Origin of the sequence: Nocardioides sp. NPDC057577, assembly GCF_042801335.1 — a bacterium.
GTDB lineage: Bacteria > Actinomycetota > Actinomycetes > Propionibacteriales > Nocardioidaceae > Nocardioides.
Genome location: NZ_JBHVGB010000148.1, coordinates 1 through 16,198, shown reverse-complemented (window position 1 = coordinate 16,198; position 16,198 = coordinate 1). Strand labels below are relative to the sequence as shown.

At 68.5% G+C, this 16,198-nt stretch carries 16 protein-coding genes; 2 read left to right on the top strand and 14 right to left on the bottom strand.

Annotated features, from left to right (window positions below):
• Positions 1-72: 72 nt before the first annotated feature.
• The 13 genes from ACFU7D_RS22940 to ACFU7D_RS22880 form a co-directional block, all read right to left on the bottom strand.
• The gene (locus tag ACFU7D_RS22940; RefSeq protein WP_040755057.1) at positions 73-363 is read right to left on the bottom strand and encodes a DUF4193 domain-containing protein; all 291 of its coding nucleotides are present in this window, start codon (positions 361-363) and stop codon (positions 73-75) included.
• Between the two features lie 266 nt (positions 364-629).
• The gene (locus ACFU7D_RS22935) at positions 630-1,505 is read right to left on the bottom strand and encodes an inositol monophosphatase family protein (protein WP_378725911.1); all 876 of its coding nucleotides are present in this window, start codon (positions 1,503-1,505) and stop codon (positions 630-632) included.
• A 25-nt stretch (positions 1,506-1,530) separates the two neighbouring features.
• On the bottom strand, positions 1,531-2,637 hold the full coding sequence (locus ACFU7D_RS22930) for a ferrochelatase (RefSeq protein WP_378871581.1): 1,107 nt from the start codon (positions 2,635-2,637) through the stop codon (positions 1,531-1,533).
• A gap of 33 nt (positions 2,638-2,670) precedes the next feature.
• The gene (locus ACFU7D_RS22925; RefSeq protein WP_378871579.1) at positions 2,671-3,123 is read right to left on the bottom strand and encodes a PH domain-containing protein; all 453 of its coding nucleotides are present in this window, start codon (positions 3,121-3,123) and stop codon (positions 2,671-2,673) included.
• A 59-nt stretch (positions 3,124-3,182) separates the two neighbouring features.
• Complete coding sequence (locus tag ACFU7D_RS22920; RefSeq protein WP_378871576.1) at positions 3,183-5,963, bottom strand: DEAD/DEAH box helicase; 2,781 nt, start codon at positions 5,961-5,963, stop codon at positions 3,183-3,185.
• A gap of 30 nt (positions 5,964-5,993) precedes the next feature.
• Entirely contained in the window at positions 5,994-6,908 is a 915-nt protein-coding gene (locus tag ACFU7D_RS22915; RefSeq protein ID WP_378871573.1) for a diacylglycerol kinase, read from the bottom strand.
• Positions 6,909-6,925: 17 nt separating this feature from the next.
• On the bottom strand, positions 6,926-7,771 hold the full coding sequence (tatC, locus tag ACFU7D_RS22910) for a twin-arginine translocase subunit TatC (protein ID WP_378725920.1): 846 nt from the start codon (positions 7,769-7,771) through the stop codon (positions 6,926-6,928).
• A gap of 8 nt (positions 7,772-7,779) precedes the next feature.
• On the bottom strand, positions 7,780-8,073 hold the full coding sequence (tatA, locus tag ACFU7D_RS22905) for a twin-arginine translocase TatA/TatE family subunit (RefSeq protein ID WP_141804833.1): 294 nt from the start codon (positions 8,071-8,073) through the stop codon (positions 7,780-7,782).
• Between the two features lie 39 nt (positions 8,074-8,112).
• Positions 8,113-9,132 (bottom strand): helix-turn-helix transcriptional regulator, encoded by a 1,020-nt coding sequence (locus tag ACFU7D_RS22900; RefSeq protein ID WP_378871570.1) that lies wholly within the window; start codon positions 9,130-9,132, stop codon positions 8,113-8,115.
• Positions 9,129-10,112, bottom strand: coding sequence for a helix-turn-helix transcriptional regulator (locus tag ACFU7D_RS22895; protein ID WP_378725923.1), 984 nt, complete (start codon positions 10,110-10,112; stop codon positions 9,129-9,131). Before ACFU7D_RS22895 ends, ACFU7D_RS22900 begins: the two co-directional genes overlap by 4 nt.
• A 27-nt stretch (positions 10,113-10,139) precedes the next feature.
• Positions 10,140-11,120: an FKBP-type peptidyl-prolyl cis-trans isomerase gene (locus tag ACFU7D_RS22890; RefSeq protein WP_378725925.1), complete on the bottom strand. Its 981-nt coding sequence runs from the start codon at positions 11,118-11,120 to the stop codon at positions 10,140-10,142.
• A 99-nt stretch (positions 11,121-11,219) separates the two neighbouring features.
• A complete protein-coding gene (gene pafA / locus ACFU7D_RS22885; protein ID WP_378725927.1) occupies positions 11,220-12,581 on the bottom strand; it encodes a Pup--protein ligase in 1,362 nt (453 codons plus the stop codon).
• A gap of 81 nt (positions 12,582-12,662) precedes the next feature.
• Positions 12,663-13,064: a MerR family transcriptional regulator gene (locus tag ACFU7D_RS22880; protein ID WP_378871567.1), complete on the bottom strand. Its 402-nt coding sequence runs from the start codon at positions 13,062-13,064 to the stop codon at positions 12,663-12,665.
• 148 nt (positions 13,065-13,212) lie between these two features.
• Between ACFU7D_RS22880 and ACFU7D_RS22875 the strand changes: the two genes are divergently transcribed.
• The gene (locus tag ACFU7D_RS22875; protein WP_378871583.1) at positions 13,213-14,679 is read left to right on the top strand and encodes a SulP family inorganic anion transporter; all 1,467 of its coding nucleotides are present in this window, start codon (positions 13,213-13,215) and stop codon (positions 14,677-14,679) included.
• Here ACFU7D_RS22875 and ACFU7D_RS22870 read toward each other — a convergent pair.
• Complete coding sequence (locus ACFU7D_RS22870; RefSeq protein ID WP_378871565.1) at positions 14,673-15,614, bottom strand: endonuclease/exonuclease/phosphatase family protein; 942 nt, start codon at positions 15,612-15,614, stop codon at positions 14,673-14,675. The two genes, ACFU7D_RS22875 and ACFU7D_RS22870, sit on opposite strands and share 7 nt — an antisense overlap.
• Before the next feature lie 97 nt (positions 15,615-15,711).
• On the opposite strand from ACFU7D_RS22870, the gene ACFU7D_RS22865 reads away from it, so the two are divergent.
• Positions 15,712-16,152 (top strand): VOC family protein, encoded by a 441-nt coding sequence (locus ACFU7D_RS22865; RefSeq protein ID WP_378871562.1) that lies wholly within the window; start codon positions 15,712-15,714, stop codon positions 16,150-16,152.
• The last annotated feature ends 46 nt before the right edge of the window (positions 16,153-16,198 follow it).

Below are 16,198 nucleotides of genomic sequence, written 5' to 3'. Positions count from 1 at the left end.
GGCGTTTTTGAACTCGGGGGTTGCCCGCAAAATAAAAACAAACGCGCCGACTCGACGGCTTTTCGACTGCTTTCACGCACAGTCAAAACAAATCATCTTCTTCTCGTCAGCCAGCTGGCTGCGGTGGTGGACCAGGAAGCAGCTCATACAGGTGAACTCGTCCTCCTGCTTCGGCTTGACCTCGACCGCGAGCTCCTCGTGGCTGAGATCGGCTCCCGGGAGCTCGAACGACTCGGCCGCCTCGGCCTCGTCCTCATCGACCTTGCCCGAGTTCTTGTCATGACGACGAGCCTTGAGCTCTTCGATGCTCTCCTCGGACTGGTCCTCTTCATTTTTACGCGGTGCGTCGTAGTCCGTCGCCATATGCGCCACTCCCCTTCTCACTCATCTTCATTCCCCCCGCGCGCCCCCGAGGGCAGCGGCACGGCCCGTGATTGTGCACCATCAACGTGGATTTCGCACACTCAACCGGATCCGCGTCGCCGAAACGTTCTGTCACCTGGCGGTATTCCCTATCACGGGAAAAGATGATCAGCGAGTTTCGGGTGGGTGAACGCGGCTGAAGCCGACGGGGCTCCGGGACCTTCCCGGCCGCCAGCCGGTCATAGATCTACATCAACCAGCGGCTTTCAGTCGGGTACGACACCCGGGAGCGAGTCAACTGGCAGAAAACCCGCCTGAACAGCCGCTTTCCGTAGTTCATCGTAGCCATGGGCCGGTGCGACGATCACGAACCGGCGACCGCTGATGCCGGTCGTCGCCTCCCAACGAGCACCAGCGGCCTCCGCCACCAGACCGGCCGCGGCGTGGTCCCACAGATGCAGTCCTTCCTCGAGGTAGCCGTCGAGGGTCCCCTCGGCCACCCCGCAGATGTCCAGGGCCGCCGAGCCGATGCGACGAACGTCACGTACGACCGGGAGCAAACGGACCAACGCTTCGGCCTGAACCCGGCGGAGCTCGGCGTCGTAGGAGAAGCCGGTGGCGATCAGCCGCTGCCCCAGCTCGGCGGGCTGACGTACGCCGATGGGTTCGCCGTCCTTGACCGCGGCGACCGATCCGTCCGGCTGCCGGAAGGCGGCGTAGAGGGTGCCGCGGGGCACGTCCACGACCGCTCCGGCGACGACCTCGCCGGCGTACTCGGCCGCGATCGAGACCGCGTAGCTCGGCAGGCCGTAGAGGAAGTTGACGGTGCCGTCGATCGGGTCGACGATCCAGCGCACGCCGCTGGTGCCCATGGTCTCCTCTCCCTCCTCGCCGAAGAAGGCGTCCTCCGGACGCTCCTGGGAGATCAGCCGCCGGATCAGCGCCTCGGTGTCCCGGTCGGCCTCGGTGACCACATCGGTCGCGGTGGACTTCGTGGCCGCGACCTCGACCACGCCGGCGGCCCGCTCGCGGACGAGATCGGCGGCCGCACGGGCGGTCGCAACCGCGAGCGCGAGCAGGTCTCCGGCCTTAGGAGTTGGGCGCTGCGGGGCGGGCTGAGCCGGCGATGGATCCTCTGTCATGAAGCCGACCCTATGCCGCGGCCGATCACTCGGAGTACTGGGGCGAGTCCTCTCCCGACAGCGTCGGCAGCTGCGAACGCTGGTTGAAGCAGCAGCCTGCGGGACAGCGGTCGGGCCCGGGGCCCAGGTCACCGACGGTAGGCCGCTCAGGGGCCTCACCACGCTCTGCAGCGGCGCGCTCGAGGAGCAGGTCGCGTACGGCAGCCACGAAGCGCGGGTCCTCTCCGGCCGTCGCGCTGCGGCGGGCGTGGATCCCGAGCTTCTCGGCGGTGTCCATCGCCTCGGTGTCGAGGTCGTAGACGACCTCCATGTGGTCGGAGACGAAGCCGACCGGGCACATCACGACGGCCGACGTGCCCTTCTCCGCCAGCGCCTCGAGGTGGTCGTTCACGTCCGGCTCGAGCCACGGGATGTGCGGGGCCCCGGAGCGGCTGCAGTAGACGAGATCCCACTCGTGCGCGACGCCGCGCGCCTCGGCCACCTGCTCGGCGATCACCGTCGCGACGTCGAGGTGCTGGGCGACGTACGCATTGCCGTCGGGGCCGGCGTTGTCGTTCATCGAGGTCGGGATCGAGTGGGTCACGAAGAGGATCCACGCCCCGTCGCGCTCGTCCTCGGGCAGGTCCTGGAGAGAGGCGAGCACGCCGTCGACGACCGGCGCCACGAAGCCGGGGTGGTTGTAGTAGCGCCGCAGCTTGTCGAGCACCGGGGCGCTCTCGACCTCGCCGCTCTTGTCGCATGCCTCGAAGAGGTTCTCGCGGTACTGCCGGCACGAGGAGTAGGACGAGTAGGCGCTGGTGGCGAAGACCGCGGCCCGCTTGATCCCGTCGGCCCGCATCTGCGCGAGCGTGTCGCTCAGGTAGGGGTCCCAGTTGCGGTTGCCCCAGTAGACCGGAAGGTCGATCCCGTGCTCGGCCAGGTCGCTACGCAGCGCCGCCAGGAAGGCCCGGTTCTGGTCGTTGATCGGCGACTTCCCGCCCCGATCGAAGTAGTGCTGCCCGACCTCGACCAGCCGCTCCCGCGGGATCCCCCGTCCCCGGGTCACGTTCTCCAGGAACGGCACCACGTCCTCGGTCTTCTCCGGCCCCCCGAAAGAGACGAACAGCAGAGCATCGTAGGGAGAGACATCCACCCGCCCATCATATTTCACCAAGTCCATCGAGCTTCAGTCGACCCGGCTGCAGTACCAGAGCCGGGTGGCCAGCTCCTTGTTGTGCTCGCGGATCTGGTGCTGCAGGCGGGGGTACCACCTCGACGTCGTGAGCCTGAGTGTGACTCGACCGTCGGCGTCACGGCAGCGCACCCACTGCCAGGCCCAGGTCGGCTCAACGACAGTGAGGTCTGACCAGGGAACCACTCGCGAACCGAGTGGACCGGACAGCGCCAGCCCGTCGTCCCTGACCTCGAGACGGCCACGTCGGAGCAGGAACCAACCGCCGAAGACCGCGACACCGATCAGGATGTTGATGTCCATGACCCGCCCCATCGGTACTGGAAGCGCACCGCGGAACTCCAGGAACATCACGGTCCAGATCAGGAGTCCCCACACCATCCCGGCTCCCATGAAGATGGCCCATGACCGACCGCCGAATGCGACCACCTTCGCCTGCTTCTGCACGGTCGGACCCTAGCGATCCCCCGGAGTCCTGTCCGCGAAACGGCAACAACGAAAGCTCCCTACTCCACCACCGAGGAATACGCCACGACACCCCGCTTGAGCAGGTCCATGGTCTGCCGGGCAGTACGACGCAGAGGCACGTCGCCGGCGGCGTCGGCGACCTGGCCGCACATGTCGATGAGCTGCTTCATCCAGCGTACGAAGTCGCCGGCGGCGAGCTCGACGACCTCGAGGACGTCGTCGAGGTCGTCGCCCTCGGCCCAGCGGTAGGCGGCCCAGGCGAAGCCGAGGTCGGGCTGGCGGAGGAAGTCGAGCTTGTGGTCGCGCTCGAGGGCGTCGAGCTGACCCCACAGCCGCACGGTCTCGGCGATGACGTCCTTGACCCGGCCGCCGGGGAGGCGGGGCGGGGTGGCGTCGTCGGCGCGGCGGGCCTCGTAGACCAGAACCGAGAGGGCGGCGGCGAGCTCGGAGGGGGTCAGGTCGTCCCACAGGCCCTCGCGGAGCGCCTCGGCGGCGACCAAGTCCATCTCGGAGTAGAGCCGCATCAGGTGGGTGCCGCGCTCGGTGACCGTCTCGCCCTCGAGGTAGTCGAGGGCGACCAGCACCTCGCAGACCCGGTCGAAGGTGCGCGCGACCGTGTTGGTGCGCGCCTCCACCCGGCGTCGCAGCGTGTCGGTGTCACGCGAGAGCTTGAACCAGCGCTCGGCCCAGCGGGCGTGGTCCTCGCGGTCGGGGCAGTCGTGGCAGGGGTGCATCTTCAGCTCGCGGCGCAGCTCGGAGATCTGGGTCTCCGCCGAGCTCTTGCGCTCCTTGCGGGCGGTCGGCGAGCCCTCGTAGGGCACCGGGCGGAGGTCGAGGGTCTTCTCCCGCAGCCGGGAGGCCATGTCGCGGCGCATCTGCGGGTTGCGGCCGTTGAACGACTTCGGCACCCGCAGCCGGGTCTGGGCGGCGATCGGCACGTTGAAGTCCATCATCGCCAGGCGGCGGGCCTGCCGGTCCTGGGTGATCACGTAAGGACGCGGCCCGTCCGGGTCGAAGCCCGGGTCGACGATCACGGCATAACCGGCGAACTTGCCGGTCGGTACGTCGATCACGTCACCGATCTTCAGCTTCGAGAGCGACTCGATGATCTCCTCACGACGGTCGGCACGCCGCTCGCGGGAGGAGGACTTCTCGACGTCGGAGATCTTGCGGCGGATCGCGGCGTACGCCATGAAGTCGCCCTTCTCGCAGGTCGCCGCCTCCTGGTAGCCCTCCATGGCGTCCTCGGCCTTGCGCACCTGACGGGCCAGCCCGACGACCGCCTTGTCGGCCTGGAACTGCGCGAACGACTGCTCCAGCAGCTCGCGCGAGCGTGCCCGCCCGAACTGGTGCACCAGGTTGACCGCCATGTTGTAGGACGGCCTGAAGCTCGAGCGCAGCGGATAGGTGCGCGTCGAGGCGAGGCCGGCGAGCTCACGCGGGTTGAGCCCCTGCTGCCAGAGCACGACGCCGTGGCCCTCGACATCGAGGCCGCGGCGGCCGGCGCGGCCGACGAGCTGGGTGTATTCGCCCGGCGAGAGGTTGACGTGGGCCTCGCCGTTCCACTTCGAGAGCTTCTCGATGACCACCGTCCGCGCAGGCATGTTGATGCCCAGCGCGAGCGTCTCGGTCGCGAAGACGGCCTTCACCAGGCCGCGGAGGAACAGCTCCTCGACGACCTGCTTGAAGGCCGGCAGCAGCCCGGCGTGGTGGGCGGCGACGCCGCGGGTCAGGCCGTCGATCCAGTCGTGGTAGCCGAGGACGTGGCGGTCCTCGTCGGGCAGGTCTGCGCAGGCCTCCTCGACGTAGGCGAAGATCTCGTCGCGCTCATCGGGCGTGGTCAGCCGCAGGTTGGCCTGGATGCACTGCTGGACCGCGGCGTCGCAGCCGACCCGGGAGAAGACGAAGTTGATCGCCGGCAGCAGGTTGTCCCGCTGCAGCGCGGTGATGACCTCCACGCGCGACGGGATCCAGACGCGCCGCCCGTTGCCCACACGCCGGTTTCCGTTGCCCTTGCGCTTGTCCTTGGGCGTACGCCGGTCCGTCATCCGTCCGGCCGCCCAGTCGTCGCGCGCCAGCCTCATCAGCTCGCCGTTGACCGGGGCGCCCTCCTTGACGAACCCGGCCGCCGCGTCGACGTCGGAGGAGGCGAACAGGTCCATGATCCGGCGCCCGGCCATCACATGCTGGTAGAGCGGCACCGGCCGCTTCTCCTCGATGATCGTGGTGGTCTCGCCACGCACCGTGGTGAGCCACTCGCCGAACTCCTCGGCGTTGGAAACGGTGGCGCTCAGCGAGACGACCGAGACCGACTCGGGCAGGTGGATGATGACCTCCTCCCAGACCGCGCCGCGGGAGCGGTCGGCGAGGTAGTGGACCTCGTCCATCACCACGAACCCGAGGCCCATCAGGGTCTGCGAGCCCGCGTAGAGCATGTTGCGCAGCACCTCGGTGGTCATCACCACGACCGGCGCCTCGCCGTTGACGACGTTGTCGCCGGTCAGCAGGCCGACCTGGTCGGGACCGTAGCGCTTGACGAGGTCGTTGTACTTCTGGTTGGAGAGCGCCTTGATCGGCGTCGTGTAGAACGCTTTGCGACCCGTCGCGAGCGCCAGGTGGATCGCGAACTCACCGACGATCGTCTTGCCCGACCCGGTCGGTGCGGCGACCAGGACGCCCTTGCCTTCCTCGATCTCCTTGCACGCCTCGATCTGGAAGTCGTCGAGCCCGAAGTCGTAGAGCGAGGCGAAGTCCCGGAAGACGGGGTAGCCCTTGTCACGCTGATACGCGGCGTACTTCTCCGCTGGCGAGGCGTCCATGGTGCCGAGCCTATCGACCGACACCGACAATCAGGACGGCGGCGGCACGAGTACGCCGAGAGCGGACGGCACGCACTCGACGTCGAGCGGCAGCGGCCCGAGGCGCTCCCCGTCGCTGTAGGCGATCACGCCGGGAGCGGAGGCCTTGATCCGGCGGGCACGGATGCGCTCGAAGGCCGGATGAGTGAGGTGCTTGGCCTGGCGTACGCCCGGGAAGACGCGCAGGAACTCCAGCCGTGAGACCGGCTTGATGAGGATGGCGTCCAACAGCCCGTCGGTGGGGTCGCACTCCGCCGCGATCCGCAGACCTCCCCCGTACGACTCGGTGTTGGCGATCGCGAGCAGCATCGCCTCCTGCTCGCGGACGACACCGTCGATCTCGAGCCGGTAGGGCACCGGCTTCCAGCTGCGGATCACCGACAGCGCGGCGAGCGTGTAGCGGAGATCGCCGTGGGGCCACCTCATCGCGTTGGCCCGCTCGTTGACCGCTGCGTCGAAGCCGGCCGCCAGAACCGTCGCGAACCAGGAGTCCCCGGCCGAAGCGGAGCCCGAGGCGGTGCGTGCAGTCCGGCCGAGGTCGATGCGACGCAGGTGGTTGCGTACGACGACGTCGGCGGCCGCCAGCGGGTCGCCGGCCGGGATCCCGAGCGCCCGCGCGAAGTCGTTGCCGGTCCCGAGCGGGACGACGCCGAGACCGACCTCGGTGCCGGCCAGCGCCTGGACGGCGACGTGGACCATGCCGTCGCCGCCGAGGCTCACGACCGTGTCGAACCCGTCCTCGACCGCCTTCCGGGCCAGCTCCAGAGCGTGCTCGGCGTCGTCGCCGATCAGGTGCTCGACCACGGCCCCCGAGGCTGACAGCCTCGCGGTGACCGCCTCGAGGATCTGGTCGGCGTTGCCGCGGCCGGCGGTGGGGTTGGCGAGCAGGGCGATCTGGCGCGTCACGTCGTGAAGACTAGTGGTCAGATCACCGACGGGACGTCAGGATCCCCGATCATGTCCTTGCGCTTGCTGGCCTTCCGTCTGTCGTGAGTCCGAGCGATGACCTCGGAGACCCCGAAGAGGACGACCATCGGCCCGGCCATGATCGTCATCGTGAACGGATCGCCGGACGGGGTCGCGACGGCAGCGAAGACGAAGGAGCCGACGATGATCCATGCCCGGTACTTCGCCAGCGCCGCGCCCGGCAGCACGCCGATGCGGTTGAGCATGATCACGAAGACCGGGATCTCGAAGGCGATGCCGAAGACCAGCAGCGTACGGCTCAGGAAGCTGAGGTATTCGCTGAACTCGACGATGTTGGTCAGGCCGTCGGGGACGAAGGCGAACAGGATCTCCAGGCCCTTGGGCAGGGTGACGTAGCCCAGCACGACACCGGCGAGGAAGAGCGGGCCGGCGACGGCCACGAAGATCCTCGACATCTTCTTCTCGTTCGCGTGCAGCCCCGGCACCAGGAACGCCCAGATCTGGTAGAGCCAGATCGGCGCGGTGCCGATCAACGCGGCCAGGCCGCACAGCTTCAGGTAGAGCATGAAGCCACCCGCGGCACCGTTGACGGAGCTCAGCGAGGCGGCTCCGCCCTCTCGGTCCATCATCTTGACGGCCTCGAGGTAAGGGGCCATGACCAGATCGAAGAGCTGCTCGAAGAAGAACAGCGCGACGACGAACCCGACGACTAGGGCCAAGGATGCCTTGATCACCCGCCCGCGGAGCTCGCGCAGGTGGTCGGAGAGAGCCATCCGGCCGTCGTCGCCGATGGGGTGCTTGGGGGCGCCGCTGAAGATCGCGACAACACCAGCGATGGACAAGGTGGACCTCAGTTGCCGGAGAGGCGCTCGCGCTCGGCCTTGATCTCGGCCTCACGACGCTCGAGCTCGGCGATCCGCTCCTGCTCGGAGGCGGTCAGCTCGGCCGGCTTCTCGGCCTTGTCGCCCTTCTCCTTCTCGTCCTCGTCGCGAAGACCCTTGGTCTCGGTCTTGAAGATGCGCAGCGCCTGGCCGGTGCCGCGAGCGAGCTCAGGAAGCTTGGCGGCACCGAAGACGAGGATCACGATCGCCAAGATGATGAGCCACTCGGCTCCCTGCGGCATACCGATCAATGGAGTGAACATGAACTACCTCATCTACGTCTTAGGGGGAACGTCAGAAGTCTACGCGTCCGTACGGTACAGGCCGAGAGCCTGTCGCGCAGACGCGGCAAACGATTCGGTGAACGTTTGCTCGTCGAGGACCTCAGCATGGGGAGCCAGCCGCAGCAGCAACCGGGTGAGCCAGCGCTGGTCGTAGACCCGCAGCCCCACCTCGAGCCCGCCGCCCGGCACCTCCACCGGGTCGAGCACCGCATAGTATTCGCCGACCCAGCGAGCCTCCGGAGACAGTCGCACCCGGACCACCGTGCCCGAGTCGGTACGCAGCACCGACCCGCTCTCGTCGTCGAGGCGTGCTCCGTCACCCGCCTCCGGAGCGGCCACGATCGGCGTATCGAGCACCTCGGCACCCCTGATCCGGTCGAGACGGAAGCTGCGCGGCGCCTCGGCGGTGTGGCACCAGGCATCGAGATATTCGATGTCACGGATCGAGACCAGGGCGCGGGGGTCGACGACGCGGGACGACTCCTCGTCGCGCGCCGGGACCCAGTAGTCGATGCGTACCTGTCGGCCCTGGTCGATCGCGGTCGCGATCGCGGCATGGATCTGGACGAGCGAGGCGTCGACCGGCTCCTCGCCGGGGTCGACCTGCGCCGCGGCGCCCTCGGCGGCCGCCTGCTCGAGCTTGGCGAGCGTGCGGTCGACGACCTCCTTGGTCTCGGCAGCCACAGCTCCGCCCCGCAGCGCGCGCAGCGCGACGATCACGGCGGTGGCCTCGATCGGGGTGAGCCGCAGCTGGCGGTCGAGGTAGTCGGCGTTGGAGATCCGGATGACCCGGTCACCGTCGGGCTCGGTCAAGGCGTCGATGTCGACGTCGATCAGGTCGTCGGGGTAGCCGCCGGGCAGGCCGCACATGAACAGCACCTGCAGGTCCTTGACCAGCTGCTTCTCCTCGACGCCGAGGTCGGCGGCGGCCTTGTCGAGGCGTACGTCCTCGATCTGGGAGTAGAGGTAGGGAACCAGCGTCAGGAGGCGTCCCACCTGCCCCTTGGCACCCGTCGCGTTCGCCCCTGTGGCGCTCATCGGTCGGCTCCGTCCAGGCGCGCGACCAGCCGCTCGAGCCGGGCCCCGACCTCGCGGCGCAGGTCCTCGGGCTCCTCGACGTAGGCGTCGGGGCCGTGCCCCAGCACCGCCCCGACCAGGTCGGCGGGCACCCGGGTCAGCACCACGCGGTCCCAGTCGTCGCTGCCGTCGGGACCGGTCACCCCGGGCTCGGTGGAGTCGGCGGCCCTGCGCAGCGTGTAGCCGCTCCCCTGCCGCAGCAGCAGGACGGCCTTCCCCGTCGGCGGCGCCGGCGCCAGTGTTCGTGCGATATCGCGTACGTCCACCTCTGCCGGGACCTCGAAGGCATCGAAGTCACCGACCGCCCGAGCCTCCCCCAGGACGCGGGAGAGCCGGAAGATGCGGGTGTCGTCGCGGTCGACGTCATGGCCGACGGCGTACCAGCGGCCCGAGTAGCGCACCACGCCCCACGGCTGCAGCCGCCGATGGGAGGGCTCGGCGGCCCGTGACCCGCGGTAGTCGAACTCGACGACCTGCCGGTCCTGGGTCGCGGCCACGAAGACGTCGAAGGAGCCCTCCTCCGCGGCCAGGCGCGGCTGGACGATCTCCAGCGCCGAGACGTCGGTCTCGAGCCCGGCGGCGTTGAGCTTGCGTACGGCCTCCGTGGTCGCCTCCGCCATCGAGGCGTTCTCCCAGACCTTGGTGGCCAGGGCGACCACCGCGAGCTCGTCGGCCTCGAGGGTGATCGGCGGCAGCGCGAACTGCTCGGGACTGACCCGGTAGCCGATCTCGTCCTCGAAGAAGGAGTCGATCACGCCGGTCTCGATCGGCACACCGAGGCTGCGCAGCTCTTCCTTGTCGCGCTCGAACATCTTCTCGAACGCCTCACCGTGGGACGACGGGTAGAGGACCTCGCGGATCCGCTCCTTCGACACGTTGTCACGCTGCACGAGCAGCATGATGAGCAGGTTCATCAACCGCTCGGTCTTACCCGCCGCCACGGTGTGTTTCTCCCCCTAGAGACTCTGCTACGGCGTCGCCGCGGTGGCTTCGGCCTTGACGACGTCGATGACGAAGTAGAGCGTGCTGTTCGCAGGGATGCCCGGCGTGCCGCCCTGGCCCGGCTTGTCCTCAGCACCGTAGCCCAGCTCCGGCGGGATCTGCAGCAGAACACGGCTGCCGACCTTGACGCCCTCCAGGCCGTTGGTCCAGCCCGCGACCACCTGGTTGAGGGCGAACGGCACGGCCTCCTTGCTGAAGCTCTCGTCGAAGGGCTTCTTGGCGCCGTAGGTCATGCCGAGGTAGTTGGCGGTGACCGTCTGGTCGGTGGTGATCTCCTCGCCGTCGCCCTCGGTGACGATGACTCGCTTGAGCCCGTCGTCGGCCTTCGGCTTGGCGATGCCGGTGAAGTCGAAGCCGGTCGGCTTGCCGTTCTTCTCGACGACCTTGGGGAGCTCGGAGGCGTCGACGTCGTGCGGCGTCTTGTCGGCGGCGGCCTTGACCACGTCGACGACGACCAGCAGCGTGTCGTGGTTGCCGATGCCCATCTGCGGGTTGCCGCCCTCGCCGAGCAGGTCGGCCGAGCCGACGATGGCCTCGATCCGGTCGCCGACCTTGGCACCCTTCAAGATGGTGCTCCACGGCTTGTCCGCCGGGAGCTCCTCACCCTCGGCGGCCTGGCTCTCGTAGGCCCAGTCCTTGTCCAGGGTGGTGGCGTTGCCGATGTAGATCTTGGCGAACACGCCGCGACCCTCCGGGATCTCCTCACCCTCGCCCTCGGTCAACGTCTTGACCTTGGGGTCCTTGGGGTAGGCGATCGCAGACTCCCACTTCAGCGTGGGCGCCTTGTCGACCGCGGCCGAGACCGTGACGCCGTCGAAGCCGGAGACGGTCTCGTCGCCGTACCCCGTCTTCTCCTCGCCGCCGCAGGCGACCAGAGCCGGGATGAGCAGGGTGACGGCCAGCGCGCTCAGCGCGTGGCGCAGACGAGGCCGAGGAGCAGTGGGCACAGTGCAAACCTTCGTGACGTGAAATAGAGACAGACGACAGCGGAGCACACCATATCCGCCCGGTGGTTACACCGCGGCGAAGCCACCCCGGCAGGAGCCTCACATGCCGTCGATGAGCCGCTGGACGCGCTCGTCGTACGCCTTGAGCGGGTCCTTGCACAGCACCGTGCGCTGGGCCTGGTCGTTGAGCTTGAGGTGGACCCAGTCGACGGTGAAGTCGCGGCGGCGCTCCTGGGCCTTCTTGATGAACTCGCCGCGGAGCCTTGCTCGCGTGGTCTGCGGCGGCACCGACTTGGCCTCGAAGATCTTCAGGTCGGTGGTGGCGCGCTTGACAGCGCCCTTCTTCTCCAGCAGGTAGTAGAGGCCGCGGTTGCGGTGGATGTCGTGGTAGGCGAGGTCGAGCTGGGCGACGCGCGCGTGGCCCAGCGGGATGCCGTGCTTGGCGCGGTAGCGGTCGATCAGCTTCCACTTGATCACCCAGTCGATCTCGCGGTCGACCAGGGAGAGGTCGTCGGACTCGATCGCCTTCAGGCCGCGCTCCCACAGGTCGAGGGAGGCGAGCATGGTCGGGTCGGTGATCTCGCGGCGGTCGACGAACTCGCGCGCCTTGGACAGGTATTCGTTCTGGATGTCCAGCGCACTGGCCTCACGGCCGTTGGCCAGTCGCACCTTGCGGCGGCCGGTCAGGTCGTGGGCGATCTCGCGAATGGCGCGGATCGGGTTCTCCATCGTCATGTCGCGCAGGACGACGCCCTCCTCGATCATCCGCAGCACCAGGTGGCAGCTCGCGATCTTGAGCATCGTGGTGGTCTCGGACATGTTCGAGTCACCGACGATGACGTGGAGTCGCCGGTACTTCTCGGCGTCCGCGTGCGGCTCGTCGCGGGTGTTGATGATCGGCCGGGACCGTGTCGTCGCCGACGAGACGCCCTCCCAGATGTGCTCGGCACGCTGAGAGACCGCGAAGCCGGCACCCCGCGGGGTGTGGGTGACCTTGCCGGCGCCGACGATGAGCTGACGGGTGACCAGGAACGGGATGAGCACGTCGGCGAGCTTGGAGAACTCCCCGGCGCGGCTGACCATGTAGTTCTCGTGGCAGCCGTAGGAGTTGCCGGCCGAGTCGGTGTTGTTCTTGAACAGATAGATGTCGCCGGCGATGCCCTCGTCGTGCAGCCGCTGCTCGGCGTCGAGGAGCAGGCCCTCCAGGATCCGCTCCCCCGCCTTGTCGTGGGTGACGACCGAGATCACGTCGTCGCACTCGGGCGTGGCGTACTCGGGGTGGGAGCCGACGTCGAGGTAGAGCCTCGCGCCGTTGCGGAGGAACACGTTCGAGCTGCGGCCCCAGCTCACCACCTTGCGGAAGAGATAGCGGGCCACCTCGTCCGGGCTCAGCCGCCGCTGGCCGCGGAACGTGCAGGTCACGCCGTACTCGTTCTCGATGCCGAAGATGCGCCTGTCCATACTTGAAACCCTAGACGGTCGGCGGTCACTCCGGAGGCGTTCAGAGGTACGACACGGCGGGGCGGACCACCCTCCGGAACGTCAGTGCAGCTCGCGCCTGAGAATCGCGATGAACTCGTCCGCCATCCCCAGCTGTCGTTCCAGCTTCTCGCGGCGTACGCCGGCCTCTGCGCGAACCGCGGCGAGGCGCTCGCGAGCCGCGGTGGCGTCGGCAGGGTCGGGCGCGGACCCGCGCAGGATCTCGATGTCGACCATGACCGCCTTCATCTCCTCGAGGCTGAAGCCGAGGGGCTTCATCCGGCGGATCACCAGGATCTTGTCGACGTCATCCTCGGTGTAGAGCCGGAAGCCGCCCTCGCTGCGCCCCGAGGGACTCAGCAGGCCGACCTCCTCCCAGTGCCGAAGGCTGCGCAGCGACAGCTCGGTGCGCGCAGCGACCTCGCCGATCTGCATCGCCCCTTCGGGGGCAGCACTGCGCGTCATGGTGTCCCTTCTCACACGGTCGACGACGCCAACCCTTACGTTACGTGAGAGTACCGTTCTCTCGTCCTGCCCATCCTGCCAGCCGCGACCGATCGGACCGTCCTCAGTGCCTTCACCCCTGGCCACCTCCGGGCCGGCCGAGCCCACCGTGCTCGCCGCGCTGCGCTCACCGCGCCTGCTGCGTACGGAGGTGCTGGCGGGTCTCGTCGTCGCGCTCGCGCTGATCCCCGAGGCGATCTCGTTCTCGATCATCGCCGGGGTCGACCCGCGGGTCGGGCTGTTCGCCTCGTTCACGATGGCGGTGGCGATCTCGTTCCTGGGCGGGCGACCGGCGATGATCTCGGCGGCCACCGGAGCGGTCGCGCTGGTGATCGCGCCGGTGATGCGGGACCACGGCTACGACTACCTGATCGCGACGGTGCTCCTGGGCGGTCTGATCCAGATCGGCCTGGCGCTGGTCGGGGTGGCCCGGCTGACGCGCTTCCTCCCCCGCTCGGTGATGGTCGGCTTCGTGAACGCGCTCGCGATCCTCGTCCTCCAGGCGCAGCTCGTCCACATGGTCGACGTGCCCTGGGCCGTCTACCCGATGATCGCCGTCGGCATCGCCGTCATCGTGGGGTTCCCGCGGATCAACAAGGTGATCCCGGCGCCGCTGGTCGCGATCGTCGCACTCACCGCCTTCACCGTCCTCGGCGCGGTCGACGTGCCGAACGTCGGTGACCAGGGCGATCTGCCCGACAGCCTGCCGACCTGGTTCCTCCCCGACGTACCTCTCAGCCTCGACACGCTGCAGATCATCGCCCCGTACGCCCTGGGCATGGCTCTGGTCGGCCTGCTCGAGTCGTTGATGACCGCCAAGCTCGTCGACGACATCACCGACACCCACTCCGACAAGACCCGCGAGGCCGGCGCTCAGGGCCTCGCGAACCTGATCACCGGCCTCTTCGGTGGCATGGGCGGCTGCGCGGTGGTCGGCCAGACGATGATCAACGTCAAGGTCTCCGGCGCCCGTACGCGCCTGTCCACCTTCCTCGCCGGCCTCTTCCTGCTCATCCTCGTCGTCGGGTTCGGCGACACCGTGGCGCTGATCCCGATGGCCGCCCTGGTCGCGGTGATGATCATGGTCTCGGTCAGCGCCTTCGACTGGCACTCGGTCCGGCCCGCCACCCTGCGGCGGATGCCGCTCTCGGAGACGGCGGTGATGCTCACGACCGTCGCGTTCACCGTCGCGACCCACAACCTCGCGATCGGTGTCATCGTCGGGGTTCTGGTCGCGATGACTCTGTTCGCGCGCCGTGTCGCGCATCTGACCAAGACGCACCGAGAGCTCGTGGAGGACGCCGATGGCGGCGTGCAGGCCATCTACCGGGTCTCCGGCGAGCTCTTCTTCGCCTCGAGCAACGACCTCTACACCCAGTTCGAGTACGCCGATGACCCCGACGAGATCGTCATCGACCTCTCCGACTCCCACATCTGGGACGCCTCCACGGTCGCGACCCTCGACGCGATCACCCACAAGTACGAAGCCAAGAACAAGTCCGTACGCATCGTCGGTCTGAACCGGTCCAGCGCCGACCGGCACGAGCGGCTGACCGGACAGCTCTCCGGTCACTGACCCAGCGACACGTACGCCACCACCGGCAGATGGTCGCTGCCGGATCGTGGAAGCACCTTCAGCTCCGTCACCTCGGCACCACGTGCGAGGACATGGTCGAGCTGCACGACGGGCAACGCCGAGGGGAAGGTGAACCGGAAGCCGTGCTCCTCGCGCGAGACCTGGTCAGTGAGCGGGGCGAGCCCCGGATCCATCAGGTTCCCGTTGAGGTCGCCGGCCAGCAGCACCTCCCGCGCCGGGTCCTCGGCGATCGCCTCGGCCAGCAGCTCGGCGCTCCGGTTGCGGCTGTTCGCCGCGAGCCCGCGCGGGCCCAGCCGGACGGAGGGAAGGTGCGCCACATAGACGGTCACCTCGCCCTCCGGGGTCTGGACGACCGCTCGCAGGCATCGGTCCCAGGATGCCTCGATGCCCGCGGGACGGATGTCGACCCGGGTACGCTCCGAGATCGGGTGACGCGACCAGAGCCCGACGGTGCCCTGGGTCGTGTGATGCTCGAACCTCTGGCCCAGCGCAGCCTCGTAGCGCGGGAGGTTCTCGGAGGTGAGCTCCTCGAGCGCCACGATGTCAGGATCCTCGGCCAGCAGGATCTCGACGGTCCCCTCGACATCGTGGTTGTCGTCGGCGACGTTGTGCTGCACGACCGTGAGGTCGTACGCCGCCGGCTCGACGGGCATCAGCTGAGGGCCGAACACACCCAACCAGGCGGCGAGCGGGGTCAGCGCGAGCAGCGCGGCGAGGGCCGACCGCCGTAGGACCGCCGCAAGGATCAGCACCGGAACCGCCAGGACGAGCCACGGCAGGAACGTCGCGACCAGCGAACCCAGGTTGCCCCAGCGGTTGGGCACCAGCCCGTGCAGCCCGATCACCACCGCGAGCAGCACCGCGATGAAGGCGAGCAGCCTCCCTCGTCGCCACGGCGAGCCCTCGACCTCCACGGACAGCGACCCTAACCAACCACCCTGGGATGTAGAGAACGGCCTCCCGGCCTCGTTCACCGGGCAGAGACACCCGACGAGCACAAGGATGAGAGTCATGACACAGCAGTTGCGGTTCGACCACATCGGCGTCACCGTCGCCGACATCGACACGGCCGCGGAGTTCTTCGTCGGCCTCGGCCTGGAGATCGAGGGCCGAACGTTCGTGGAGGGCGAGTTCATCGACACGGTGTGCGGGATCCCCGGAGCCCGCTGCGAGGTCGTGATGCTGCGGCCGCCTGGTGGCGGCACCGCCCTCGAGCTGGCCCGTTTCGTCCGCCCCGACCACACCCCGGGCTCGCCCGGAGCGATGGCCAACGAGCTGGGCCTGCGCAACGTCTGCTTCGAGGTCGACGACCTCGACGCGGAGCTGGAGCGGCTGGCCGCCGACGGCTACGGGCTCGTCGGCGGCGTCGGAGTGCACGAGAACATCGTGCGGATGGCGTACGTCCGCGGCCCGGAGGGCATCGTCGTCTCCCTCTCCGACCGGATCGGCTGAGCTCCGAATACGGAACGTGGGAGTGCTGGGGTCACCTGGTGACCCC